This window comes from Rhizobium hidalgonense, from assembly GCF_002914525.1.
Taxonomy (GTDB): Bacteria; Pseudomonadota; Alphaproteobacteria; order Rhizobiales; family Rhizobiaceae; genus Rhizobium; species Rhizobium hidalgonense.
In genome coordinates this window covers 352300-376454 of record NZ_LODW01000048.1, presented here as the reverse complement: position 1 = coordinate 376454, position 24155 = coordinate 352300, and the positions used below count along the sequence as shown (strand labels likewise).

Annotated in this window: 19 protein-coding genes, 2 pseudogenes and 1 other annotated feature; of the genes and pseudogenes, 13 read left to right on the top strand and 8 right to left on the bottom strand. The window is 61.1% G+C overall.

Annotated elements, in window-relative coordinates:
• Positions 1 to 214: 214 nt before the first annotated feature.
• The 3 genes from ATY29_RS11770 to ATY29_RS11760 all read right to left on the bottom strand — a co-directional run bounded on the left by ATY29_RS11770 (position 215) and on the right by ATY29_RS11760 (position 7768).
• Positions 215 to 3004, bottom strand: coding sequence for a metal-binding protein (locus tag ATY29_RS11770; RefSeq protein ID WP_097532783.1), 2790 nt, complete (start codon positions 3002 to 3004; stop codon positions 215 to 217).
• 67 nt (positions 3005 to 3071) lie between these two features.
• Positions 3072 to 7001: a metal-binding protein gene (locus ATY29_RS11765; RefSeq protein ID WP_244597392.1), complete on the bottom strand. Its 3930-nt coding sequence runs from the start codon at positions 6999 to 7001 to the stop codon at positions 3072 to 3074.
• 380 nt (positions 7002 to 7381) lie between these two features.
• Complete coding sequence (locus tag ATY29_RS11760; protein WP_003564407.1) at positions 7382 to 7768, bottom strand: GNAT family N-acetyltransferase; 387 nt, start codon at positions 7766 to 7768, stop codon at positions 7382 to 7384.
• A 221-nt stretch (positions 7769 to 7989) separates the two neighbouring features.
• Between ATY29_RS11760 and ATY29_RS11755 the strand changes: the two are divergent.
• Positions 7990 to 8235 (top strand): annotated as a pseudogene (locus ATY29_RS11755) (SOS response-associated peptidase family protein); the annotation flags it as partial.
• A 236-nt stretch (positions 8236 to 8471) separates the two neighbouring features.
• Here ATY29_RS11755 and uvrB read toward each other — a convergent pair.
• The gene (gene uvrB, locus ATY29_RS11745) at positions 8472 to 11522 is read right to left on the bottom strand and encodes an excinuclease ABC subunit UvrB (protein ID WP_097532782.1); all 3051 of its coding nucleotides are present in this window, start codon (positions 11520 to 11522) and stop codon (positions 8472 to 8474) included.
• A gap of 202 nt (positions 11523 to 11724) precedes the next feature.
• On the opposite strand from uvrB, the pseudogene ATY29_RS11740 reads away from it, so the two are divergent.
• From ATY29_RS11740 to ATY29_RS11730, 3 genes and pseudogenes are all read left to right on the top strand, one after another.
• Positions 11725 to 12067 (top strand): annotated as a pseudogene (locus tag ATY29_RS11740) (hypothetical protein).
• Between the two features lie 151 nt (positions 12068 to 12218).
• A complete protein-coding gene (locus ATY29_RS38510; protein WP_425299325.1) occupies positions 12219 to 12887 on the top strand; it encodes a DUF982 domain-containing protein in 669 nt (222 codons plus the stop codon).
• A gap of 143 nt (positions 12888 to 13030) precedes the next feature.
• Positions 13031 to 13420 (top strand): hypothetical protein, encoded by a 390-nt coding sequence (locus ATY29_RS11730; protein WP_097532780.1) that lies wholly within the window; start codon positions 13031 to 13033, stop codon positions 13418 to 13420.
• 75 nt (positions 13421 to 13495) lie between these two features.
• Here the strand turns inward: ATY29_RS11730 and ATY29_RS11725 are convergent, their stop codons facing one another.
• On the bottom strand, positions 13496 to 14263 hold the full coding sequence (locus ATY29_RS11725; protein WP_097532831.1) for an adenylate/guanylate cyclase domain-containing protein: 768 nt from the start codon (positions 14261 to 14263) through the stop codon (positions 13496 to 13498).
• A gap of 165 nt (positions 14264 to 14428) precedes the next feature.
• Positions 14429 to 14632, bottom strand: coding sequence for a hypothetical protein (locus ATY29_RS11720; RefSeq protein WP_003564392.1), 204 nt, complete (start codon positions 14630 to 14632; stop codon positions 14429 to 14431).
• A gap of 125 nt (positions 14633 to 14757) precedes the next feature.
• Here ATY29_RS11720 and ATY29_RS11715 point away from each other — a divergent pair, with 125 nt between their 5' ends.
• The 5 genes from ATY29_RS11715 (at position 14758) to ATY29_RS11695 (ending at position 18682) form a co-directional block, all read left to right on the top strand.
• Complete coding sequence (locus tag ATY29_RS11715; RefSeq protein ID WP_097532779.1) at positions 14758 to 15546, top strand: DUF899 domain-containing protein; 789 nt, start codon at positions 14758 to 14760, stop codon at positions 15544 to 15546.
• Positions 15547 to 15640: 94 nt separating this feature from the next.
• A complete protein-coding gene (locus ATY29_RS11710) occupies positions 15641 to 16003 on the top strand; it encodes a DUF4087 domain-containing protein (protein WP_003564388.1) in 363 nt (120 codons plus the stop codon).
• A 227-nt stretch (positions 16004 to 16230) separates the two neighbouring features.
• A complete protein-coding gene (locus ATY29_RS11705) occupies positions 16231 to 16605 on the top strand; it encodes a response regulator (RefSeq protein WP_003564386.1) in 375 nt (124 codons plus the stop codon).
• A 147-nt stretch (positions 16606 to 16752) separates the two neighbouring features.
• Positions 16753 to 16808, top strand: a sequence feature (sul1 is cis-regulatory element that is thought to sense ions involved in sulfur or methionine metabolism; They are found in Alphaproteobacteria).
• 70 nt (positions 16809 to 16878) lie between these two features.
• The gene (locus tag ATY29_RS11700; protein WP_003564384.1) at positions 16879 to 18345 is read left to right on the top strand and encodes a SulP family inorganic anion transporter; all 1467 of its coding nucleotides are present in this window, start codon (positions 16879 to 16881) and stop codon (positions 18343 to 18345) included.
• Between the two features lie 82 nt (positions 18346 to 18427).
• Positions 18428 to 18682, top strand: coding sequence for a hypothetical protein (locus ATY29_RS11695; RefSeq protein WP_003564382.1), 255 nt, complete (start codon positions 18428 to 18430; stop codon positions 18680 to 18682).
• A 24-nt stretch (positions 18683 to 18706) separates the two neighbouring features.
• Here ATY29_RS11695 and ATY29_RS11690 read toward each other — a convergent pair whose 3' ends face one another.
• The gene (locus tag ATY29_RS11690; protein WP_097532778.1) at positions 18707 to 19624 is read right to left on the bottom strand and encodes a LysR family transcriptional regulator; all 918 of its coding nucleotides are present in this window, start codon (positions 19622 to 19624) and stop codon (positions 18707 to 18709) included.
• 100 nt (positions 19625 to 19724) lie between these two features.
• On the opposite strand from ATY29_RS11690, the gene ATY29_RS11685 reads away from it, so the two are divergent.
• The 3 genes from ATY29_RS11685 (at position 19725) to ATY29_RS11670 (ending at position 22421) form a co-directional block, all read left to right on the top strand.
• A complete protein-coding gene (locus ATY29_RS11685; protein WP_097532777.1) occupies positions 19725 to 20606 on the top strand; it encodes an NmrA/HSCARG family protein in 882 nt (293 codons plus the stop codon).
• Positions 20607 to 20865: 259 nt separating this feature from the next.
• Complete coding sequence (locus ATY29_RS11680; protein WP_003564377.1) at positions 20866 to 21675, top strand: class I SAM-dependent methyltransferase; 810 nt, start codon at positions 20866 to 20868, stop codon at positions 21673 to 21675.
• A 398-nt stretch (positions 21676 to 22073) separates the two neighbouring features.
• Positions 22074 to 22421, top strand: coding sequence for a DMT family protein (locus ATY29_RS11670; protein ID WP_003564375.1), 348 nt, complete (start codon positions 22074 to 22076; stop codon positions 22419 to 22421).
• A gap of 37 nt (positions 22422 to 22458) precedes the next feature.
• On the opposite strand, the gene ATY29_RS36835 is transcribed toward ATY29_RS11670, so the two are convergent.
• Positions 22459 to 22638, bottom strand: coding sequence for a hypothetical protein (locus ATY29_RS36835; protein ID WP_164895926.1), 180 nt, complete (start codon positions 22636 to 22638; stop codon positions 22459 to 22461).
• On the opposite strand from ATY29_RS36835, the gene ATY29_RS11665 reads away from it, so the two are divergent.
• On the top strand, positions 22637 to 24148 hold the full coding sequence (locus ATY29_RS11665; protein WP_097532776.1) for a DUF1800 domain-containing protein: 1512 nt from the start codon (positions 22637 to 22639) through the stop codon (positions 24146 to 24148). The genes ATY29_RS36835 and ATY29_RS11665 overlap by 2 nt on opposite strands.
• Positions 24149 to 24155: the final 7 nt, after the last annotated feature.

The following is a 24155-nucleotide window of genomic DNA, read 5'->3' as shown; positions in this document are numbered from 1 at the left end:
ATGAGCAGAGAATCATATCCGAAACGGCCATCGAGGTGGAGCTGCATTTTGGAAAAGAGCTGCCGGGGAGCGGCCGGTCTCGCTCTCTCCGGCTGGTGTCTGCAGGCGATCACCAGCAAAGGTCGGCTGGCGGACTGGCCAGACGGGAATTCCCACCTTTTTGCGGAGATCGCCGGTGACGCATCTCTACGTCCACCGGCGATCGCATCGCGCGTTAGATCAGCGCTTCATGCGACAGTGCCGAAATCGACGGCTCGAAGACGTCCTTCACGAGGACTGTGAAGTCGTGGCTGGTGGTGTTGCCGGCCGTGTCATAGGCTTCGGCGGTAAAGGTCAGGCTGTGGGTGCTTTCGTAGTCGATTCCAGCTTTCGTCTGGATCTTGTTGCCGACCAGCTTGAAGGCGCCGTCTGCATCATCCGTCAGCCGCCACTTCACCGCCCCGCCTTCCGGGTCGACGGCCGAGAGAAGGCCGACCGAGGTGCCGATCGCGACGTTCTCGGAGATCGAGCTGCGTGAGAAGGCGAGGTTGATCGGCGCCTTGTTGATCGGGGCCTCGTTGACGTCGAGGACGTTGATCGTGATGTCCTTTTCGACCGTGACCTTGCCGTCGGAGACAGCGACCTTGATCGTGTGCGACTTGGCCGTCTCGTAGTCCAAAGCCTTAGAGGTGACGATGCGATTGCCATTCAGCCGGAAGTGATCGTCGGCCCCGTCGATGAGCTTGTAGGTGAGGGGGTCACCATCGGCGTCCTTGGCGCTGAGCAGGCCGAGCGTGGTCCAGATCGGCGTGTTTTCCAGCAGAGAGGTTTTCGACAACTGGATATTGGTGGGCGCGCTGTTGTTGCCATCGGGCGTGAATTTTTCCTTGGCGAAATCGTAGACGCCGTCGGCAAAACGGGCGAATTCAACATCGGTCAGCGTATCCTTGCCCTCCAGGGCGCTCGTCAGGATGTGGCTGCCGTTGTTCAACGCGAAGGAGTATTTGGCGGAATCGCCTGAGAAGACCGCCGTATCGATGCCCGCACCGCCCAAAAGCACGTCGTTGCCGGCGCCGCCTTCGAACCTGTCATTGCCGCCGGTCCCGAAGAAATAGTCGTCGCCGCCGCCGGTCTTGACGTCGATGCCGAAGGCGGTGCCGAAGATGTCGACGTGGCGGTTGGCCAGCTCGTCGGAGAGATCGGCATGGGCACTGTCCGTCAATGTCAGTGCGAGGACATCGCTTTCGTAGCCCGGCTTGTCATATTTGACGATCTTGTCGAAGCTTTCGAACTGGGCGGCCGAGGCGAGAACCTCGGCTCCTGCCGTTTCGAGGATTTCGAAATTCTTGATCGTCAGGCCGGCAAGCCCGATGGATTCCTGCCCAGGGCCTAAAGTGGGTTTGATGACCTGCAGCGTGTCCGTGCCGGCACCGCCATCGATCGTTCCGGAAAGCGCCGAAGAGTGCGACTGCAAGTTGATGGCATCATTGCCATCGCCGGCATCAATATCGAAGGCTTCAGGGGCGGTGGACATATTATCGCCATCGGTGATTTTATCGTCGCCCGCGCCGCCTCTGATGACGTCATTTCCGACGCCGCCGAAGATCTGGTCGTTGCCATCGCCGCCGGTCAATTTGTCGTTGCCGGCATTGCCGTTGATCGTGTCGTTGCCGCCGCTACCATCGAAAATATCGTTGCCGTCGGTTCCCGTAAATATGTCGTCACCGCCGCCAGTCTTGACGTCGATACCGGAGACCGTGCCAAATATACTAGCCCGACTGCTTCCAAGCTCGTCGGAAAGATCGACATGGGCGCTGTCCGTCAATCTCAAGATGGCGATAGAGGAGCCGAAAGCGTCCTTCGTTCCCGAGATTTTGTCAAAGCTCTCTAACTGGGCGGATGAACCGGTAAAGCCATACTCATTCGTTTCAAGAATTTCAAAATTCTTGATCGTCAGCCCGGCTAGCCTGGATACGCGCAGTGTATCAATCCCGGTACCGCCATCGATCGTGCCGGAAAGCCCCTGAGACTGTGTCTGGAGGGTTACGATATCGTTTCCGTCGCCCGCATCGATGTTGAAGACTTCCGATGAAAGACTGGAAACATCACCATCGACGATTACGTCGTCGCCCTTGCCACCGATCAACCGGTCATTTCCACCATTGCCGTTTATGTAGTCGTTACCGTCGCCGGCGTCGAAGATGTCGTTGCCGGCAGTTCCGGTGAGAAGGTCGCGAGCGCTCCCGGTCGTGACGTCGATACCGGAAACGTTAGAGCCGCCAAAGATGTAGTTTAGCTTGCCTGCCAACTCGTCGGAAAGATCGACATGGGCGCCGTCTGTCAAGACCAGCTGGACGGAAGAATCGGAGCCGGTACCAATGATTTTATCAAAGGATTCGAACTGCGCCGTCGATGCGGTCACGCTGGATGTCGCAGGCTGGAGAATCTCGACGTTCTTGATCGTCAGGCCTGTCAGATCATTGGCTTGCAGCGTGTCGGTGCCGGCCCCGCCGTCTATCGTTCCCGATATCTTGACGAAAGAGCCGTTGAACAAAATCACTTTGTCGTTGCCATCGCCGGCGTCGATATTGAAGGTTTCAGCGACATCGGAAAAATAATCTCCGTCGCTAATCGTGTCATTACCCGCGCCGCCCTTGATGACGTCATTGCCGACGCCGCCGTAAATCTCGTCATTGCCATCGCCGCCATTCAGCGTGTCATTGCCGGCTTCACCATTGAGCAAGTCGTTGCCGGCGCCGCCGCTCAGCGTGTCTGCGCCACCACCACTCACTATGGTGTCGTTGCCGGCGCCCGTCGTGATCGTATTGGGGCCGCTCGAGCCCCTGACGCTCGCGGAAACGGAGCCCAACTCGTCGGCGAGGTCTGCCAAGCTGGAATCTGAGACGGTGAGGGCGACGGCGGAGAGAGGATTAGCGGCGGAGTAGCGGATAACGTCGTAACCTTCGAACTCAGCGCCGGTCTTGGTAACTGTGGCGCCGTTCGTGTCGAGAATGTTCAAGGCCATGTTCAAACTTTCAAAAACAGATGAGTTTTGCCGACGCATCTCTGCGCCAGCGGCAATCGTGTTGCGATTAGATCAAAGCGTCATGCAGCAGGCTGGACGACGGCTCGAAGACGTCCTTCACGGCCACGGTGAAATCGTGGCTAGTGGCGTTTCCATCTGCGTCATAGGCTTCGGCGGTGAAGGTCAGGCTATGGGTGCTCTCAAAGTCGATCGCAGCCTTGGTCTGGATCTTGTTGCCAACGAGCTTGAAGATGCCGTCCGCATCGTCCGTCAGCCGCCATTTCACTATGCCGCCTTCCGGATCGCGTGCCGTAAGCAGGCCGACCGAGGTGCCGATGGCGACATTCTCGGAGATAGAACTGCGCGAGAAGGCGAGATTGATCGGCGCCTTGTTGACCGGGGCTTCGTTGACGTCGAGCACGTTGATGGTAATGTCCTTTTCGACCGTGACCTTGCCATCGGAGACGGCGACCTTGATCGTGTGCGACTTGTCCGTCTCGTAGTCCAGCGCCTTCGAGGTGACGATGCGGTTGCCCTTCAGACGGAAGTGGTCGCCGGCGCCATCGAGCAGCGTGTAGGTGAGGGCGTCGCCATCGGCGTCCTTTGCGCTGAGCAGTCCGACCGTCGTCCAGATCGGCGTGTCCTCCGAGAGGGCGGTTTTCGAGAGCTTGATATCCGTGGGTGCGGTATTGTCGAGTTTGAATGTTTCCGTGGCGAAATCGTAGACGCCATCGGCAAAACGCGCGAATTCGATGCCTGTCAGCGTATCGGTTCCTTCCTCGGCGCTGGTCAGGATGTGATCGCCATTGTTCAAAGCAAGGGAATAATTGGCGAAATTGCCTGAAAAGATCGCGGTGTCGATGCCGGCGCCGCCGATCAATTTGTCGTCGCCGCTACGGCCATTGAAAAGGTCGTTGCCGCCACTGCCGTCGAAAATGTCGTTGCCGTCGGTGCCGACAAACTCGTCGGCGCCGCCGCCGGTCTTGACGTCGATGCCGGAGGCATAGCCTGTGATGAACGACCCAAGATCTCCCAACTCATCGGAAAGATCGAGGTGGGCGCTGTCCGTCACTGCCAATGAAGGGCGAGAACTGTCGAACGGATCGGTCAACCAGATGATCTTATCAAAGCTTTCGAACTGCGCGCTGGAACCCTCAACCAGGCCAATCGTTTGAAGGGTTTCGATGTTCTTGATCGTCAGGCCTGCGAGCGTGGAGGCTTGCAAGGTATCAATCCCGGCACCGCCATCGATTGTTCCGGAAGCCAGTGAATCATATCTTTGAATGGTTATGGCATCGTCGCCGTCGCCCCCATCGATGTCGTAGACCTCAGGTGTAACGTCGAACAGTTCACCATCTGAGATAAAATCGTTGCCCGCGCCGCCTCTGATGACGTCATTCCCGGTGTTGCCCGAGAGCTGGTCATCGCCGTCGCCGCCATTCAGACTGTCATCGCCATCTCCGCCCGTGAGCAAATCACTGCCATCACCGCCATTCAGAGTGTCGTTGCCATCTCCACCGTGGATCCAATCGTTTCCGGCGCCGCCGCTCAGCGTGTCTGCGCCGTAACCGCCCGCGATTTTATCGCTGCCAGCGCCGGTGGTGATGGTCGAATCACCGCCGCCGAAGTCGGTCACATCTGCAACGGCTGAGCCCAGTTCGTCGGAAAGGTCTACCGTCCCTGAATCTGAAAGGAACAGAATGACCGGGGAGAGAGGTTCGGTCGGTGAGTTGCGGATGATATCGTAGGCTTCGAACTCAGCGCCGGTCATGGTCGTTATGAAGCCATATGTATCGAGGATATTCAAAGGCCCATTCGGTGGAGTATCGCTGCTTGTGAAGGTTTCCGTGGCGAAATCGTAGGAGCCATTGGCAAAGCGGGCGAATTCGACGCCTGTCAGCGTATCCGTCCCCTCCGCAACACTTGTCAGGATGTAATCGCCATTATTCAACGCAAAGGAATAATCGGCGAAATTGCCTGCGAACAGCGCCGTGTCGATGCCCGCGCCGCCATTAATGGTGTCGTTGCCAGCGCCGCCGATCAAGTTGTCGTTGCCGGCATTGCCGTTGAGGATGTCGTTGCCGCTGCTGCCGTCAAAAATGTCGTTGCCGTCGGTGCCGGTAAACTCATCGTCACCGCCGCCGGTCTTGACGTCAATGCCGAAGACATCGCCGTTGATGAACGCTCCTAGATCTCCCAACTCGTTGGCGAGATCGAGGTGGACGCTGTCCGTCAGTGTCACCGCGGCGCGAAAATCGCCAAACGGATCGGTCGACCAGACGATTTTGTCGAAGCTTTCGAACTGTGCGCTCGATCCGGCGACAGACCATCCTTCCGTCTCAAGGACTTCGATGTTTTTGATCGTCAGGCCCCGAAGGGAAGCAGCTTGCAGTGTATCGATCCCATCGCCGCCATCAATCGTTCCGGAATTCCACGGAGCCACAGTTCCTACGCTTATCGAATCGTCGCCGTCGCCCGCATCGATGTCAACGACCTCAGGGTTCAGGCCGAAAATCTCACCATCGTCGATCGTATCGTTGCCGGCGCCGCCCCTGATGACATCGTTTCCGAGGTCGCCGGAGATGTGGTCATTGCCGTCACCGCCATTCAGCGTGTCATTGCCAGCTCCGCCATTGATCCAATCGTTTCCGCCGCCGCCGTTCAGCGTGTCTGCACCGTCGCCGCCTGCGATGGTGTCGTTGCCTGCGCCTGTCGTGATCGCATTGTCCCCGCCTGAGCCCGTGACATCTGCGGAGCCCGAGCCCAGTTCGTCCGAAAGGTCTACTGTCCCGGAATCCGAGATGACTAGGTGAACTGCAACGAGAGGATTGATCTCGGAGTCGCGGATGACATCGTAGGCTTCGAACTCCGCGCCGGTCTTGGTAATCGTGGCGCCGTTGGTGTCCAGGATATTCAGCGGGGTGCCCGGCTCGGGGCTGTTGACCGTGAAGGTTTCCGTCGCGAAGTTGTAGACGCCATCGGCAAAGCGCGCGAATTCGACGTCTGTCAGTCTATCCGTACCATCAAGCACGCTCGTCACGACGCGGCTGCCATCGTCGACCGCGAAGGAGTAATCAACGAAATTGCCGGTGAATGCAGCCGTGTCGATGCCAGCGCCGCCATTAATGGTGTCGTTGCCGGCGCCGCCGGTCAGTTTATCATCGCCGTCGTTGCCATTGATGAGGTCGCTACCGCCGCTGCCGTCGAAAATGTCGTTGACGTTGCTGCCCGCAAACTCATCGTCGCCGTCGCCGGTTTTGACGTCAATACCGGAGAAACCGCGGACAAGGGTCCCGAGATCTCCCAGTTCGTCGGAAAGATCGAGGTGGGCGCTATCCGTCACTACCAGTGAGGGGGCAAAACTGAAAACTGGATCGGTCGATCCGGCGATCTTATCAAAGCTTTCGAACTGTGCACTCGAACCGCTAACCTGAAAATCTGCCAATTCAAGCACTTCGACGTTCTTGATCGTCAATCCCCGGAGCGCTGAGGCACGCAACATATCGATCCCGGCGCCGCCATCGATCGTTCCCGATATCAGCGGAGCGAATCTCTCAATGGTTATCAAATCGTCGCCGTCGCCGCCGTCAATGTCGACGACTTCTGGCTGGAGGCTGCCATCAGGTCCGGTCAAAAAGCCAAAACCACCGTCGGTGATGCTATCGTTGCCGTCACCGCCGATCAATTTGTCGTTGCCGGCATTACCGTAGATCGTGTCGTCGCCAGCGCCGCCGTTCAGTGTGTCCGCGCCGTCGCCGCCTGAGATAGTGTCGTTGCCGGCGCCTGTCGTGATCGTGTTGTCGTCGCTCGAGCCGGTCACGTTGGCGGATACCGAGCCCAGTTCGTCGGCCAGATCTGCGGCGGAGGAATCAGAGACGGTGACAGACACAGTTGCGGAAGGATTGGCTTCAGAGTAGCGGATAACGTCGTAGGCTTCGAATTCAGTTCCGGTGTTGGTAATTGTAGCGCCGTTTGTATCCAGAATATTCAAGGCCATATTTTAATCTTCCCCAAAAGATGCGTTTTACTCTGAAAAATGAGAAATATCCGAAAGAACTGTTTATTGGTTCAACGGACGACAACCTGTCGGGGATCTATGCCAACCATTAGTGAAGTTTTCAATGAAAAATTGTGATTTTTTCTTGGTTTTTTAACGAAAAAGTAAGGCTGAAATACTCGGCAATGACTTTGAATTTGCAAACCAAAAGTCGTATTTTAGTCTTTTAATTTATATCCGCCTTGTGTCGCCATAAGCTCGCGGTATAGGCGTGAAAACTGTAATTGGCGTTGCGCGGCGGCGCCTGACCATCGGCGTTGCTACCCGCCTGATGACGGGCGTGGGCCTGCCGTATGAGGACGGCTTCCGGTGAGAGGCTGTCAAGCGAGCTTGATGAGACCAGCCGCGGTCGGGGTAAATCCGCAGGCGCGGTAGAAGCCGGTCAGGTGCGGCTCGAAATCGACATGCAGCCACTCAGCGCCGCGCTCTCGCGCAACTCTCGTCGCTTCCCTGACCAACCGCGTCGCAATTCCCTGGCGGCGCATGGCGGGATGAACCGACGTGTCGAGGATAAAGGCATGAATGCCGCCATCCCAGGCGACGTTGACGAAGCCGACGAGTCTGTCGTCGTGATAGGCGCCGATATGAGTGAGGCTGCGGGACAGGATGCAGGAGAAATCCGGTGCCTCGGGCGTGTTCCACGCTGCTGACCAGAGGGCGTTGAGTTCGGTGGGTAAGGGGAAGGGGTCGATGCGGAGTTCGGGCATGGGTGGTTTCCGTTTCGTTTGTCGCGTCGCTTGCCGGACGTGTCTTTCTGCCAATGCCGCTTGCTTTGCAACGGGATCGATTGCTGGCGCGGGCTATCGCTCAACCTGGGCGTGAGACCGCCACTTCTCCCCCTTTCCTCGTCACAGGAGCCCAGCCAACGCACGTCTGGACCGTGAATGACCCTTGCCGACGTTTTCATTTCCAAACCAAGCCCCACGAAGGGGCATTCATCCGCAACTTCGCCGTCGTCACCTGCGAGCCGAATGAGAGGATGGCTGTGATTCATGACCGAATGCCGGTCGTCCTGCATCGCGCGGATTACGAGAGATAGCTGTCAGCCGAACCGGACCCGAACGAACTCCTGAAACCTTTCCCACCCGAATTGATGACGATGTGGAAGATCGGCCGGGATTCACCGGCTCGGGCGGAGCCATTCATGAACCATGCGGCGGAGACATCCTCATGAGGAGAGGAAACGCATGCAAGACGGATATCGGAACGCTCCTAAGGTCGTTCCTCAATAATGAGCTTCGCAAACAGCCTCAGCGTCGTATCCAGATTTCGGCGGCTATGCAGTCGGCAAGCGCCGAAACCTCCATGTCATCGAACCGATTGCGCGGGATACGGCAGATTTTCTATGCACCTATCTCCGCGTCAGGCTGCGCGGGGAACCGGCGAACAGGGAAGGTGTCGCCGCTTGCCTCACCGCCCCGGTCGCCCGGTCTTCCCCTTCGTGCGACCCTTGCGCTTCTGCTCGCCCGGCTCCTCATAGCTCCCGGCTCCTACCTTCCCGCGCACGACCGGCCGGATGCCATCATCCCGCTCCGGCTGGCCCTCCAGCAGCGGCGAGTACCGCTTCGTGCTCTTGGCGGCATCCGGTTTTTCCGGCACGTGGCCGGTCACCGGTTTTTCCGTGCGGCCGACGGTCATTTCGTCGAGGGTGTTGCGGCGGAAGAGGCTCTTGTCTGCGGGCGTGGCGACGTGGCGGCCCATTTCGTCGAGGTCCGGTTTGCGGAAGAGCGGTGTGGTGGTGTCGGTGCCGGGGCCCATGTCGTCTAGGGTGGGTCTTGAAAAGTAGGAGGGGGTGGTGTCTGTGGCTTTCCCCTCCCCAACCTGACCGGGGTCGAGCCCCTCGTCTCGACCCGTCCTTCGGACCCCCACAGGGGGGAGGGAGTCGGTTGCGGTCGGGGCGCCAGTCTTCTTTCTGCCTGAACCTTCCATCGCCTTGGCTTCCTCGCGGGCCATCGGGTCGTCCATTGCGGCGAGTTCCACGGCCTTGAGGCGTTTGATTTCGTCGCGGAGGCGGGCAGCTTTTTCGAAGTCCAGGTCGGCGGCGGCGTCGCGCATGCTCTTTTCGAGCGCGTTGAGATGGGTCTGCAGGTTGTTGCCGACGAGGTTGCCGCCATCGGCGAAGCCCTTGCCCGAGATGCCCGAGATATCGGCGCGGACGTGGTCGCGTTCGTAGACGCTGTCGAGGATGTCGGAGATCCTGGCCTTGACCGATTCCGGCGTGATGCCGTGCTCCTGGTTATAGATCATCTGCTTTTCGCGGCGGCGGGCGGTTTCGTCCATGGCGCGCTGCATGGAGCCGGTGATGTTGTCGGCATAGAGGATGACCTTGCCGTCGACGTTGCGCGCGGCGCGGCCGATCGTCTGGATCAGCGAGGTCTCGGAGCGCAGGAAGCCTTCCTTGTCGGCGTCGAGGATGGCGACGAACCCGCATTCGGGAATGTCGAGGCCTTCGCGCAAGAGGTTGATGCCGACGAGCACGTCGAAGGCGCCGAGGCGGAGATCGCGGAGGATCTCGATACGCTCAAGCGTGTCGATATCCGAGTGCATGTAGCGGACGCGCACGCCCTGTTCATGCAGATATTCGGTCAGGTCCTCGGCCATGCGTTTGGTCAGCACGGTGCAGAGGGTACGGTAGCCCTTGGCGGCGGTCTCGCGGATCTCGCCGAGCACGTCGTCGACCTGGGTGCGGGCCGAGCGGACCTCGACCGGCGGGTCGATCAGGCCGGTCGGGCGGATCACCTGTTCGGCGAAGACGCCGCCGGACTGTTCCATCTCCCAGCCGCCGGGGGTGGCCGATACAGCGATGGTGTCGGGGCGCATGGCGTCCCATTCCTCGAAGCGCAGCGGGCGATTGTCCATGCAGGATGGAAGACGGAAGCCGTATTCGGCCAGCGTCGCCTTGCGCCTGAAGTCGCCCCGGTACATGCCGCCGATCTGCGGCACGGTGACATGGCTTTCGTCGATGAAGACGAGGGCGTTGTCGGGGATGTATTCGAACAAAGTCGGCGGCGGATCGCCGGGGTCGCGGCCGGTGAGATAACGCGAATAGTTCTCGATGCCCTGGCAGGAGCCGGTGGCTTCGAGCATTTCGATATCGTAGCGGGTGCGCTGCTCCAGGCGCTGGGCCTCCAGCAGGCGGCCGGCTTTTTCCAGTTCGGCGAGGCGGAGTCTCAGCTCTTCCTTGATCGACTTGATGGCGCCGTTCAGCGTCGGGCGCGGGGTGACGTAGTGCGAATTGGCGTAGATCTTCACCGATTTCAGGTCGCCGACCTTCTGGCCGGTGAGCGGATCGAACTCGGTGATGGCATCGATCTCGTCGCCGAACATCGAGATGCGCCAGGCGGCATCTTCCAAGTGGGCGGGGAAGAGCTCGATCGTGTCGCCGCGCACCCGGAAGCTACCGCGGGTGAAGTCCATGTCGCGGCGCTTGTATTGCTGGGCGACGAGATCGGCCAGCAGTTGGCGCTGGTCGAGCCGGTCGCCGACCGACATCTGGAAGGTCATCGCCGTATAGGTCTCGACCGAGCCGATACCGTAGATGCAGGAGACCGAGGCGACGATGATGCAGTCGTCGCGTTCGAGCAGTGAGCGCGTCGCCGAGTGGCGCATGCGGTCGATCTGCTCGTTGATCGAGCTTTCCTTCTCGATATAGGTGTCGGAGCGCGGCACATAGGCTTCCGGCTGGTAATAATCATAGTAGGAAACGAAATATTCCACCGCATTGTCGGGGAAGAAATTCTTGAATTCGGAATAGAGCTGGGCGGCCAGCGTCTTGTTCGGCGCCAGGATGACGGCCGGGCGCTGGGTCGCTTCGATCACCTTGGCCATGGTGAAGGTCTTGCCGGAGCCGGTGACGCCGAGCAGCACCTGGCTGCGGTCGCCATTCTCCAGCCCTTCGACGAGGTCGCGGATCGCCGTCGGCTGGTCGCCGGCCGGCTCGTAATCCGATTTCATCAGGATACGGATACCGCCTTCGGATTTATCGGGGCGGGCAGGGCGGTGCGGCGTCCAGATCTTGCCGTTCTTGTGCAGCGGATTGCCGCTTTCGATCAGCGCCGACAGCGCTTCGACCGTGGCGGTGACGCCGCCGGGCGAGATCTTGTCGGCATCCTCGAGCGAGATGTCGAGACCCGCCACCGGGTTGAGGCCGGCGGCGGCGCGAGTCTTCGGATCGGTCGAGCCGCCGATGGAAGCGCCGCGCGCGGTCTTGCTCGCCGTCGCCTTGTTGTTGACGCTGACGGCTTCGGAGTGCTTGCGCGCCTCGTTTTCAACCTTCTTGCGGTGCTTGCCGGCCTTGGACGCGATTTCACGCTGCGACTCGACGCCAGCCGCCTCGGCATCGGCCTCCAGCTGCTTCACCCAATCGGCAACGGAGCCCGACAGGGGAGCGCCCTCGAAGGACGATTGAGGGGCTTCCTCGAAACCATTCGAGGCGGGGGATTTCTTCGGAGATTTGGCCATGGCGCGAATATGGAGAGAGTCACCGCGAAAGGGAAGAGGCAAAGAGTACAAAAGGGAAACGAACTGTTTGTTCGAAAGATGGAATAGTTCTCGCGCGGACGCAGCTGAGGACCAAACAATAAAAGCCTGTGGTTGAAGACCTCGGCTCATCCCCCACTGCGCGAGCCGGTGTTGCAGCTATTGCGGGAATTGGGGACCATTCATGAACAAGATCATTATCGCATTCGCCGCAACCGCAGCCCTGGCCGGCTACGCCAAACGTCCTGACGCCATTGTACAGGCCGACATTCCGATGGCAGCCTACACCAACCTGAGTTGCCAGGCGCTCGCCGTCGAACTCAAGAAGGAACAGGTCAAACTCGATGGCTTGTCCAAGCAACAAATCAGCGCGGCAAACGGCGATGCTTTCGGCGTGTTCCTCGTGGGCGTCCCGATCGGCAGCGTCGCCGGCGGGGATAAGGAAGGCGACGTTGCCGTTTCAAAAGGCAAGATTTCCGCTATGCAGTCTGCAGGTATTGAGCAAGGGCTGCAAGCTGCCAGGTTAATGGCAGGTCTTGCGGGCTGCACTGGTGCGACATTTGATGGTGTGGAGCTGAGGGCGAGACGCATGGCAGCCTTCGCAGTGCATATGTCGCGACTCCGCGCACCACATGCTTGCTTCGCGAGCAGATTGTCTACGTGGAATGAATTTGCAAGATGGGTATCGGAGTCCGGTGCCCGGATGCGATAATCGAGGCATCGCTGCCTCCCAATAGAGAGCCGCCTCGTCCCTCCAGGCCCCTGCGGGGGCGTCTCAGGATGAGGCTCTCCGAGTCTCCGGCGCGAGGCGGTGTGCAGCAGGAGCCGGAAGCGAGGTGGTCTCCTCCAACGTCTCTTACGGCGCGCGCGGCATCCCCAACGCACCTCATCCAGAGGCGCGCAACCCATGGGGCAAGGCCTCGAAGGACATGCTGCGGCCTTGCTTCCTGCATGCCCTGTGCCTGGCAAAGATGTGTCACGAATCTGTGCTGGAACCGAAATTGGTACTCCGCATTTCGCTCCTTTCACTCCAGCTCAGGTGCTCCTGCCATTAGTGACCATTCCGCCTTCTGGACGAAAGCGATCTCGATCAACCTTGATACCGGCGAACGGCTGGTTCTCCGGTCGCCGCAGGACGCGCTTTATGCGCTCGTCTCCGACTGGCCGATGAATGGCGGCGTCCATCAGCAGCGGGCGATGGATTTCTGCCGTGCCTGGCTTGCCGGGCGCATGCCGGCCGAGACGGTGCGGCAGGCGTTCGTCCTTGCGGCGCTGGAAGCCGGCGTGGCGATCAGCGATGATGATCAGACCGGGGCCGAAAGTCCGGTTTCAAACTCTCCGGTATAAGGGCAGTGACGCAGAGGTGTTCGGCCGTCGCGCGGCCAGCGGCGCCGCGTCAACTACGTTCATGTATTGCAAATATTATTCCCGCTATGTTTGTAGGAATGCGCGGCGTTTATCACGCTCCGATTCTTTGGAGAGTCACCTGAATGAGAATAAAACTTCTTGCCTGCGCTGCCCTGCTGATGCTGGCCGGCTGCAACGCCCCCGTGTCGCAATCCGTTGCAGATTCCCAGCGTGCGCCCTCGAGCGACGTCCGGCAGAACTTCATCAATGTTGTATTCAAGAGAGTTTACAGACACGAAGCGGGGGAAATCGTTTGGGCTCGGATTTCGAGCGTGGTGCTGCTTGAGCCCGAGAAGAAGATCTATGCTTATTGCGTGCGGATAGTGCCTAAGCGTGGCTGGGGCGACTGGGCCTATCTCGGCGTCTCCTTCACGGATGGAAAAATACTGGGCGCGACGGTGAACGACGATCGCTGCCACGACAAGCGGCTGCGCTACTACCCGTTTCCTGAGATGAACGGCATGAAGACCTGAGGCAGCGCGAAGGCTCCGGTCGGGTCGCCTGTTGGCGGCAGGATGATGCTTCGAGGAGGCCGCAATCGCCGTCGCTCAGTGCTTGACCAGAGCACGTGCCTGCACCGGTTGCTCGATGCCCTTCAGGGCCAGCATGCGGGTTTCGGCGCCCGCCGCCAGGTCGGGAGCCTTCGCTGCCGTATCCGCCGAGACCAGGATCTCGCCCGCCGCCGCGTGGGATTCCAGCCTGGCGGCCTGGTTGACGACGCCGCCGATTGCGGTGAAATCGCTGCGGAAGCTGGAGAATTCGCCGATCTGAACCTCGCCGGAATGGATGCCGACGCCGACGCCGAGGGTGCGACCGGGCAGGGCCTCGAGCGTCAGCTCGTTCAGCGCCGCGGCGCAGTTGCGCTGGATCTCCTGGGCGGCCAGGATCGCGGCGGCGGCGTGATCCTTGCTGACGATCGGGAAATTGAAGATCGCCATCAGGCCGTCGCCCATCTGCTTGTTGACGATGCCGTCATGCGCCCAGATCGCCTGGGCGCAGCGATCCTGGAACAGGCTGACGATCGCGCTCAGCTGTACCGCCTCGATGCGCTCCGACAGGTCCGTGAATCCCCTGATATCGGCAAACAGGATAGTGGCGTCGACGGTGATCTGGCGCTGCTTCTTGACGTACTGGAAGGAGCGCTCGCAGATCGTGCAGATATCCGGGTTCATCTTGCTGCGGGTGATGCCCAAGGCGCGGAAGGGCAAGGCGAACGGGCCGCCGATCGGAATCGGCATATGCATCTGGTCCCAGCAGCCGCGGCAGATCCTGGCGCTGCCGTGCCTGGCCGGCTCACCGGAGGAGGCTGTCGTCATATCGAACAATTCCTCGTCCAGAGCATGGTGCCGAAAGGTGTGAGCGGTTTCCTTATGACATCATGCTCTAACAGTTTAATTTAGAACAGCATGATTTTTGGCCCACCAGCTTAAAATCATTCTGTTGCGGGCGATCGATCAATGTCTTGAACAAGGGGAAGCAGGTCACCGCGGGATGGCGCTACCGACCGTCCATCCCAGCGCTTCGACGCCCAACAACCCGTCGGCGACATAGGCCGCGCCGAGGCAGCCGACGAGGGCGACAAGGCTTTTGCAGAGTCCTTCGTCATTGATGATCTCCAGGTCGACCGACGGCGGTCTTGGAAACGGGCGGAACGAGAACTTCGCCCAGGGCTCGAATAGCGCCACACTTGTTACTCCCACTGGCCGAGATCCGCTGCCAGACTATCTCCCGCAACAGTGACAAGCAGCGGACGGACGCGTGCTTTGCATCCCCGAAGCGCCGGTATTCGCCGTAACCAGGAGATTTCAAAATGACCACAACAGCTCAGAACGGCGGACAGAAGGCCATGCACAGACCCGCGGTCGTGTCGCAGACAGCCTGGGACGCTGCCTGGAAGCAGATGCTCGTTAAGGAAAAGGCCCAGAGCCATGCCCGCGACGCGCTTGCCGCCGAGCGCCGGCGCATGCCGTGGATGGCCGTGGAGAAGGATTATGCATTCGAAGGGCCGCAGGGCAGGGTCAGCCTGCTCGACCTGTTCGAGGGGCGCCACCAACTAATCCTCTACCGCGCCTTCTACGAGCCCGGCGTCTTCGGCTGGCCGGAGCATGCCTGCCGCGGCTGCTCGATGGTGGCCGATCAGGTCGCCCGTGTCGCTCATCTCAACGCCCGCGACACGACGCTGGTCTTTGCCTCGCGCGGGCCGCAGGCCGATATCGCGCGGCTGAAGGCGCGGATGGGCTGGACGACGATACCGTGGGTGACGATCACCGACAGCTTCGACAAGGATTTCGGCGTCGACGAGTGGCACGGCACCAACGTGTTCTACCGCGACGGCGAGCGCATCTTCCGCACCTATTTCGTCAACAACCGCGGCGACGAGCAGATGGGCGGCACCTGGAACTATCTCGACATCACGCCGCTCGGACGCCAGGAAGTCTGGGAGGATTCGCCCGAGGGCTATCCGCAGACACCGACCTACAAGTGGTGGAACTGGCACGACAGTTACGCGGCTGATGCCGAACCCGACAAGAAATGGGTCGAGGTCTCCGACGCCGGCGAGGCGGCGTTCCGAGAGGAAAGCGCCAAGGGGAAATCGTGAGAGGTGGCGCGACGATGAAGATCTGAATGACCTCGGTTGCCTTGCCGGCCACTGACCATGCATAGTGGCCGGCGATGCGGAGGGGGCGGCGGCGATGAGATTGCATGCGCTTGTGGTGATGATGCTTCTCGCACCTGCGGCGGCGCATGCCGAAAGGCGCTGCGGCTGGCTGGACAATCCCTCGACGGCGAACTGGTCGCTCAATGATGCCGGCGGCGGCTGGATCATCATGGAGAATGGCAGCGGCTACAAGGCCGAAGGAATGGACAAGATCCCCGACCTTACGACCGGCGAATACGTCTACACCCATGCCACGCACGGCTATGCCTGCGCTTGCATGGACGTGGAGATGGACGGCGAGGGAGGGATCAGCCGCATTCATTCCGTGCGGCAATTGCCGCTTTCCCGATGCCGGAGCGATGCCGCCATCGGCTGGTTCCTGCACAGAGGCGAGTGACGTACACACCGAACAGAAGAGCGTTCGTTAGCGAGGCCGCGGCAGTGGGAACTTCTGCGCCTTCGGCGTGTTCGGTCCGGCGGCCTAATCCCCGATCACGGCAACACCGAGCGACTACGTTCGGCTTCTGAAAAGAAATTTCAATGCAAAGTGGAAACATTCCGGGGCAGGCAGCGTTATACCCGTTGCCGTAGCTGTGCCCGCGGTCCGATAGGGGAGGCTCAATCATGAGGGTCATGATCGTTGAAGATGAGAATATCATCGCTCTGGAGCTCGAACGCATTGCGCAAGAGGCCGGACACCAGACCATCGGGCCGGTTTCGACGGTGGAGCAGGCTCTCGCCCACGCTCATAGAAGCGATGTGGCGCTCGTCGATCTTAATCTCTCGGATGGGGCGAGCGGCGCCCAGCTGGCGCGCCGGCTGATCGACCGCCACGGCGTGGACGTCATCTTCGTCACCGGCAGTCCGGAAAATGTCGGCCACGGCATCGACGGGGCGCTCGATGTGATCTCCAAGCCTTTCACCGACGAAAGAATTGTCAGCGCGCTTTCGCAGGCAGAGGCCAGACGCAAAGATTTCGGCGGCAAGGCGGCGGTCTGACGAAAGGGAGTTTGACGTCGCCGAGAAGGTGGGGCTGGAAGAGCCAGAGTGCTTCGGTCGGCAACAATTGGGCGGCTTCCGCTTTTCATCCTGTGCATTTGAATGTTGCACTGCGTTAAATATCTCGTCTATACCACAGGCATTCACCACGGACCCGGTGAGACCCCGGGTGGCTCTTCTGGCCGCCGATCCGCCAGACAACGCAAAACCTGCATGCCATCACGCGACCGCTCGGCAGAGCGTGTCGGGCCATGCTTTGCGAGACTCCATCCCATGCTGCTTTCCTCCATCCGTCGCGATTGGTCCGCCAATCCCATGCGCGAAGTGCTTGCCGGAGCGGTGGCGACCTTCGCCCTGATCCCCGAGGTCATCGCCTTTTCCTTCGTGGCTGGGGTCGACCCCGAGGTCGGCCTGTTCGCCTCCTTCATCATTAGCATCGTCATTGCGTTTACCGGCGGACGACCGGCGATGATTTCGGCCGCCGCCGGATCGGTGGCACTGGTCGCGGCGCCGCTGGTGCATTCCCATGGACTGGCCTATCTGTTTGCAGCCGGGCTGCTGGCGGGGTTGCTGCAGATCGCGTTCGGCCTGCTGCGGCTCGGCGTGCTGATGCGCTTCGTATCGAAATCGGTGCGCACCGGCTTCGTCAACGCGCTGGCTATTTTGATCTTTGCCGCGCAGATGCCGCATGTCATCGGTGCCGCGCCGCTGGAATATGCCGTTTTGATCGCTGGGCTGCTGATTATCTATGTGACGCCGCGGATCACGACGGCGATCCCGTCGCCGCTGATCTGCATTCTGATTCTGACTGTCGCCTCAATGTCGCTCGGGTTGCCGGTGCTGACTGTCGCCGACCTCGGCAAGCTGCCGGATTCGTTGCCCGTCTTCGCCTGGCCGGCGGTGCCGCTGACGCTGGAAACCCTCCGGATCATCGCCGGACCGGCGCTTGCCATCGCCATGGTCGGGCTGCTGGAATCGATGATGACGGCGAGCGTCGTCGACGATCTCACGGATACGCCGAGTTCGAAGAACCGCGAATGCACTGGTCTCGGCCTCGCCAATGCGGCCGCCAGCCTCTTCGGCGGCATCGCCGGCTGCGGCATGATTGGCCAGACGGTGAGCAATGTGAAATATGGCGGGCGCGGCCGGCTCTCCACGCTGTTTGCCGGCGCCTTTCTGCTGATTCTGATGGTCCTTCTGAAGCCCTGGGTCTCCGAGGTTCCGGTTGCCGCGCTGGTGGCAATCATGGTCATGGTGTCGATCGACACGTTCGACTGGTCGTCGCTTCGAGCCGTGGTGGTTCATCCCAGGATGTCGAGCGCGGTCATGGTTGCGACCGTTGTCGTCACGGTTTTTACCGCCAACCTGGCGCTCGGGGTGACGGTCGGCGTGCTGCTCAGTGGCGTGTTCTTCACCTTCAAGGTCGCCCGTCTGCTGCGGGTGGACGTGGCCTCCGATCAGGCTGGCGGGCGGATCGCCTACCGCGTGTCCGGTCAGGTGTTCTTTGCCTCCGCCGATGTCTTCATCGACGCTTTCGACGTCCAGGATGCGATCGGCAAATCCGTGCTGATCGATGTGTCCGAGGCGCATTTCTGGGATATCACCGCTGTTGCGGCACTCGACAAGGTGGTGCAGCGCTTCCGGGCGCACGGCATTTCCGCCGAGGTCGCCGGCCTCAACCTGGCGAGCGCGACATTGATCGGAAGCCTCGACAGCACGGTGGCGCTGAAGGAAGTGTGACGGGCAGACGCCACTTCTCTCTTGGCGTCCGGATTGATTGTGGCATCATGCCGGGGATGCTTTCCCAGGAAAGATATTCCAGATGAAGCACACGCTCATTGCCATTCTTTTCGCGCTCACTGCCTGCGCCAGCGTCGGCAGCGGTCCGCAGCCTCTTCCAGGCAGCCTCACCTATGGCGGCAAGGTCGTTCATTCGCCCTATCGCACGGGAACGGTGGTCAAGCACACCTTTCTCGGCCAGTTCGGCGACCGTGTTTTCGAGAGCTATGTCGTCCAGGCTGACGGAACGCTGAAGCTCACGTCGCAGAGCACGGGACCAGACTTCCTTTGGCGGTGAACGAGCCCCGCGGCCTCACCAGGGCTACCGCAAGACGACGGCGAGATCGCTGCTCTCGTTTACCGCATTCAGGCGCTCGGCCGCCACCTGGATGAACGCCTTGACCAGCGGCGATAGGTGCTGGCTGCTGGGATAGACGACATGCAGGCCGCCGGCCGGCGTGGTATAGTCGGGAAGAACGCGGCGCAGCCGGCCATCCTTGATGCAGGTCTCGGCATGTACGTGCGGCAGCTGGGCGATGCCGTGGCCGGCGATGGCGGCGGCCATGACCGCCTGCATTTCATTAGCGGCGAAACGGCCCGATACCGCGACTGTTTCCTGGCCGTGCGGCCCTTCGAGCAGCCATTGCGCCTGGGTGGATTGGCCGGCGATGACGCAATCGTGGCGGACAAGATCCGCCGGCTGATCGGGCGCGCCGCAGCGTGCGAGATAATCCGGGCTGGCGCAGAGCGCCCTGTAGGTCGAGCCGAGCTTGCGGGCAATCAGGGTGGAATCTTCCAGAATGCCGGTGCGGAAGGCGAGGTCGATGCCGTTTTCGATGAGGTTCAGCCGGTCGTCGGTCAGGCGCAGTTCGACCTTGGCTTTCGGGTAGGTCGCCAGGAAATCGAAAATCGCCGCGGCAAGGAAATGGCCGCCGAATCCCACCGGCGCGGAGATGCGGATCGTGCCGGCAGGTTCGGCCCGCGTTTCGGCCAGGCGGAGGTTGGCCTGTTCCAGCGTGCGTAGCGCCTGGCTGCTCTCCTCGTAATAGAGGCGTCCCGCATCCGTCAGCTTGAGGCAGCGGGTGGTGCGCTGCAGCAGGCGTACGCCCATCTCGCGCTCGAGCATGGCGATGCGGCGGCTGACGGTCGTCTTCGGTATAGCGAGCAGACGGGCGGCGGCGGTGAAGCTGCCGGCCTCGACGACTCGGGCGAAGACGACGATATCATTGAGGTCGAACATTGTATTCACCAGTGGCACGATGTTTCTCAATAATAGGCTATTATGGTCCAATTCGACAGGCCTTACCTCTGCCATATCGCCAACGACAAGGAGTAGCGACATGAGCAATACGAGAAGCGTTCTGGTAACGGGTGCGACCGGCCAGCAGGGCGGTGCTGTGGTGCGCGCATTGATTTCGCGGGGACATCGCGTCAGGGCAATATCACGCCAGCCGGAGAGCGGCGGCGCAAAGCGGCTGGCCGCCGCAGGGGTCGAGGTGGTCGCCGGCGATCTCGACGACGCGGCATCGGTGACGAAGGCTGCGACGGGCGTCGACACGATGTTCCTGATGGGCAACAGCTACGAGGCCGGGACGGATGCGGAAGCCCGCCAGGGCATGAACGCCGCAGATGCGGCGAAGGCGGCCGGCCTCGGCCACCTGATCTATTCCTCCGTCGCCGATGCCGACAAGAAGACCGGCATTCCGCATTTCGAAAGCAAGTATCTGGTCGAGAAACATATTGCCGCGCTCGGCATTCCCTACACGATCAGCGCGCCGGTCGCCTTCATGGAGAATACCGTGGCGCCATGGGCAATCGACGGGCTGCGCCAGGGCGTCTATGCGGCTGCGCTGCCGCCGGCTCGCCTGCTGCAGCACATCGCCATCGCCGATATCGGCGGTTTCGTCGCGGCACTCACCGAGCGGCGCGAAAAGGTGTTCGGCAGGCGTTTCGATATTGCCGGCGACGAATTGTCCGGCGAGGAGCAAGCGAAGATCCTGTCAGACGTCCTCGGCCGCCCGATCGCCTACCACGAACTGCCAATCGCCGCGATACGCCAGCAGAGCGAGGATATGGCGCTGATGTTCGAATGGTTCGACCGCACCGGCTACGACGCGGATATCGCCGCCCTGCGCCGGGATTTCCCCGATGTCGGCTGGCACCGCTACGCCGACTGGGCCGAGGGGTTTGATTGGAGTGTGCTCGACAAGGCGGCGGGGTAACACGTTCTCCGCCACATCGTTGTGTCCCCGATGTCGTCAGTCAGTGACGTCGGGGACGCTGTCCGGGAATTCTGAGAGAGGCGACGGGCAGGAGGGCTGGCGGCCGGTTTCCGAACTCGTCGCAATAGCCGCCTCGCTCGGCTATGCTCCTGCCGCCGGCGACACTCTCGAGCTTCCGTGGTCGACCCGATACTTGCGGCCGCTCGCCGCTGAGCCATATGATCGACGCAGGCCATCGTCCTTGAAGGGGGAGACGTCAATGCCGTCGAGTTTCAATGTCGAAAATGCGGATGGTTATGAACGGCTGATGGGGCGGTGGAGCAAGAGGCTGGCGCCGATGCTGATCGATTTCGCCGGCCTCGCGGATGGGGACCGCGTGCTCGATGTCGGCTGCGGCACCGGCAGCCTGACGTTCACGCTCGCCGAAACGGCCGGCCTGCGCGAGATCGCCGCCATCGATTATTCGCCGGTCTTCGTCGAGGCGGCGACCCGCCGCAATACCGATCCGCGCATATCCATCCGCCAGGCCGATGCCTGTGCGCTGCCCTTCGAGGACGGCCGCTTCGACAGGGCAATGTCGCTGCTCGTGCTGCATTTCGTTCCGGAGGCGGCCAAGGCAGTGTCCGAGATGCGCCGTGTGGTCCGCCCTGGCGGCGTGGTCGCCGCTGCCGTCTGGGATCATTATGGCGGCATGTCCGGCATGCGGATGATGTGGGACACGGTTGTCATGCTCGACGAGCAGGCGCTGCCGCTGCGTCGCAGATATTGTTTCCAGCCGATGATGCGTCCGGGGGAATTGAAGCAGAGCTTCATCGCCCAGGGCCTGGCCGACGTCGAGGAGACGTCGCTGCTGATCCGGATGGAATACGCTTCCTTTGATGATTATTGGCAACCGATCGCCGCCGGCGAGGGGCCGCTCGGCAAGTATGTCGCGGGGCTGGATCCGGCGAAGCGAAAGGCCGTCGATGCCGCCCTCCGAGCCGCATACGAAGCCGGCGAGCCGGATGGGCCGCGATCGTTCGCATCGGTGGCCTGGGCTTGCCGCGGTAGGGTGCCTGCGGGCGGATAGGGCGTGATTGGTTCTCCCGTATAAGGGCGAGGTCGGCCACCGGTGGCTGATAGGCGCAAGAAGCATTGTTGCGGCGTGTGCTTCGAGCCTCCGGCCTGCGGTCTGCGCGCCTCAGGATGAGGGGATGTCGGAGGAGGCCGCACTCTGCAAAGCGGCCGTTGGGCGACCGTTCGCTGCGTGAACAGATCGGCGGCGCCGACATCGGGCTCTATGCGGCTAGGCGGGTCGGACACAACAGACTTGAAGGAGAGCCGCTGCGCCCTGCCGACGATCCGCATCGTGACGTGAGACGATCGGTCCGAGCCTTGGGGGCTTGCCGCCGAACGACGGCGTGCTAGGTAGGGCCTGCCGGTATCTCGCCGGATCACCTATTCCCTCCATAGCTCCCGAGTTTTTCCATGCCGTTTTCTCCCGCAGCCATCTGGCCCGTCGTCATGCTGTTTGCCTCCAACATCTTCATGACCTTTGCCTGGTATGGCCATCTCAAGCACAAGGGCAGCGCGATCTTCCTTGCTATCGTGGTCAGCTGGGGCATCGCCTTCTTCGAATATTGCCTGGCAGTGCCGGCCAACCGCATCGGCTCGGCGGTCTATACGACGGCGCAGCTGAAGACGATGCAGGAGGTGATCACGCTGATCGTCTTTGCTGGCTTCTCGATCTTCTGGCTCGGCGAGAACCTTACCTGGAACCATGCGATCGGCTTTGCGCTGATCGCAATCGGAGCATCCTTCATCTTTCGGGCGTAAATTGTAGTTTTTTCAGTAAATTACAAATCGTCCATGTCTAGATAACGCCGCATTTTCTACAGATTGGCGTCGCAATCGGCTGGCAGCCTGTCACTTCCAGCATTTCCGTGTCACGGAAATGCTTTCCAAGGTTTTGTTTTTGCGCAATTCCGGGCGCAAAACCACGGCACACTTTTGCTGGAATTGCTTCAGCAGTGATCAGGAGTTGACCGGCCATGAGCCTCTCTTTCCCGACGATGGCGGCGATCCGGTTCGGGTATGGTTTTCGGCCAGGCGAGGCGCCGCCGCAAAGCAAGGATGAGCTGATCGGCCAGCTCAGCAAAGGGATGGCGGCAACGCCCGACTTTCCGCTCGGCGGTCCCGACATGCGCCACCGGGCCATCCTCAGCCTGCAGGAGCAGCTGAAGCAGATCCGGGAGGACGCCAAGACGGTGACCGACGATCCGACCCGACGCGAGATGCGCAAGGGGGTGCAGCGCCAGGCGCAGCAACAGTTCCAGCACGATGCGAACCTGCGGCTGATGCAGGCGGTACTGTCGCCCTATGGCTTTTACGAACGGCTGGCGACCTTCTGGACCGATCATTTCTCCACCAGCGCCAACAAGAGCCTGCCGATGCGGCTCATCGTGCCACTTTATGAATCCGAGGCGATCCGGCCATTCATGGCAGGCAGGTTCGGCGATCTCCTGCGCAGCGCCACGGCCCATCCCGCCATGCTGATCTATCTCGATCAGGCGGATTCGCTCGGGCCGGATTCGGCCGGCGGCATCAAACGCAACAAGGGGCTGAACGAAAATCTCGGCCGCGAACTCCTGGAACTGCATACGCTCGGGGCCGGCAGCGGCTATACCCAGGCGGATGTGACGGCGGCGGCCATGGTGCTGACGGGCTTGACCATCGACCGCAAGGAGATGGACATCGCCTTCCGGCCGAATATTTCCGAGCCCGGCACACACCAGGTGCTCGGTGTCAGTTATGGCGGGCGCAAGCGCTCGGGCGACGACTATCTCGATATGCTCGACGATCTTTCGGTCCATCCGAAGACGGCGGCGCATATCAGCCGTAAGCTCGCGGTGCATTTTATCTTCGACCAGCCGGACGAGGGCATGGTCTCGGACATGGCCGCGGCATGGAAGAAGACGGATGGTGATCTCACAGCAGTCTACACCGCCATGTTCGACCATCCCGCCGCCTGGCGCGACGAGGGTGCTAAGGCGCGCCAGCCCTTCGATTATGTCGTCGCCGGCCTGAGGGCTCTGAATGCGGGGCCGGTCAACGGCGTCGTCGGCAGTTTCCTGGCTGCCAACCAGCAAGGCACTGAAGAGGGCGACATGGCGGCGAATACGCCTGGCATGGCTGGATCGCCTGTCACAACGGATCCCGCCGGCGAGGCGAGGGACAAGCGGCTCAAGGCCTTCCGGACGGCGCGGGCGCTGGGGCAGGGGGCACTGAAGCGCATGGGACAGCCGACCTGGCTGCCGCCGAGTCCTGCGGGTTTCGAGGAAGGGTTTTCCGCCTGGATCACCGGCAGCCAGCTCGCCGAGCGATTGGCCTGGGCGCGGCGGGCCGCCACCCAGTTCGGCCGCGACGAAGATCCGCGTGAATTCCTGAAATCGACGCTTGCAGATGCTGCGCGCGACGAGACGATCCGCGTGGTGTCGCAGGCGCCGAACAAGATCAGCGGACTGACATTGGTGCTGGCATCGCCAGAATTCAACCGCCGATAGGAGGCCT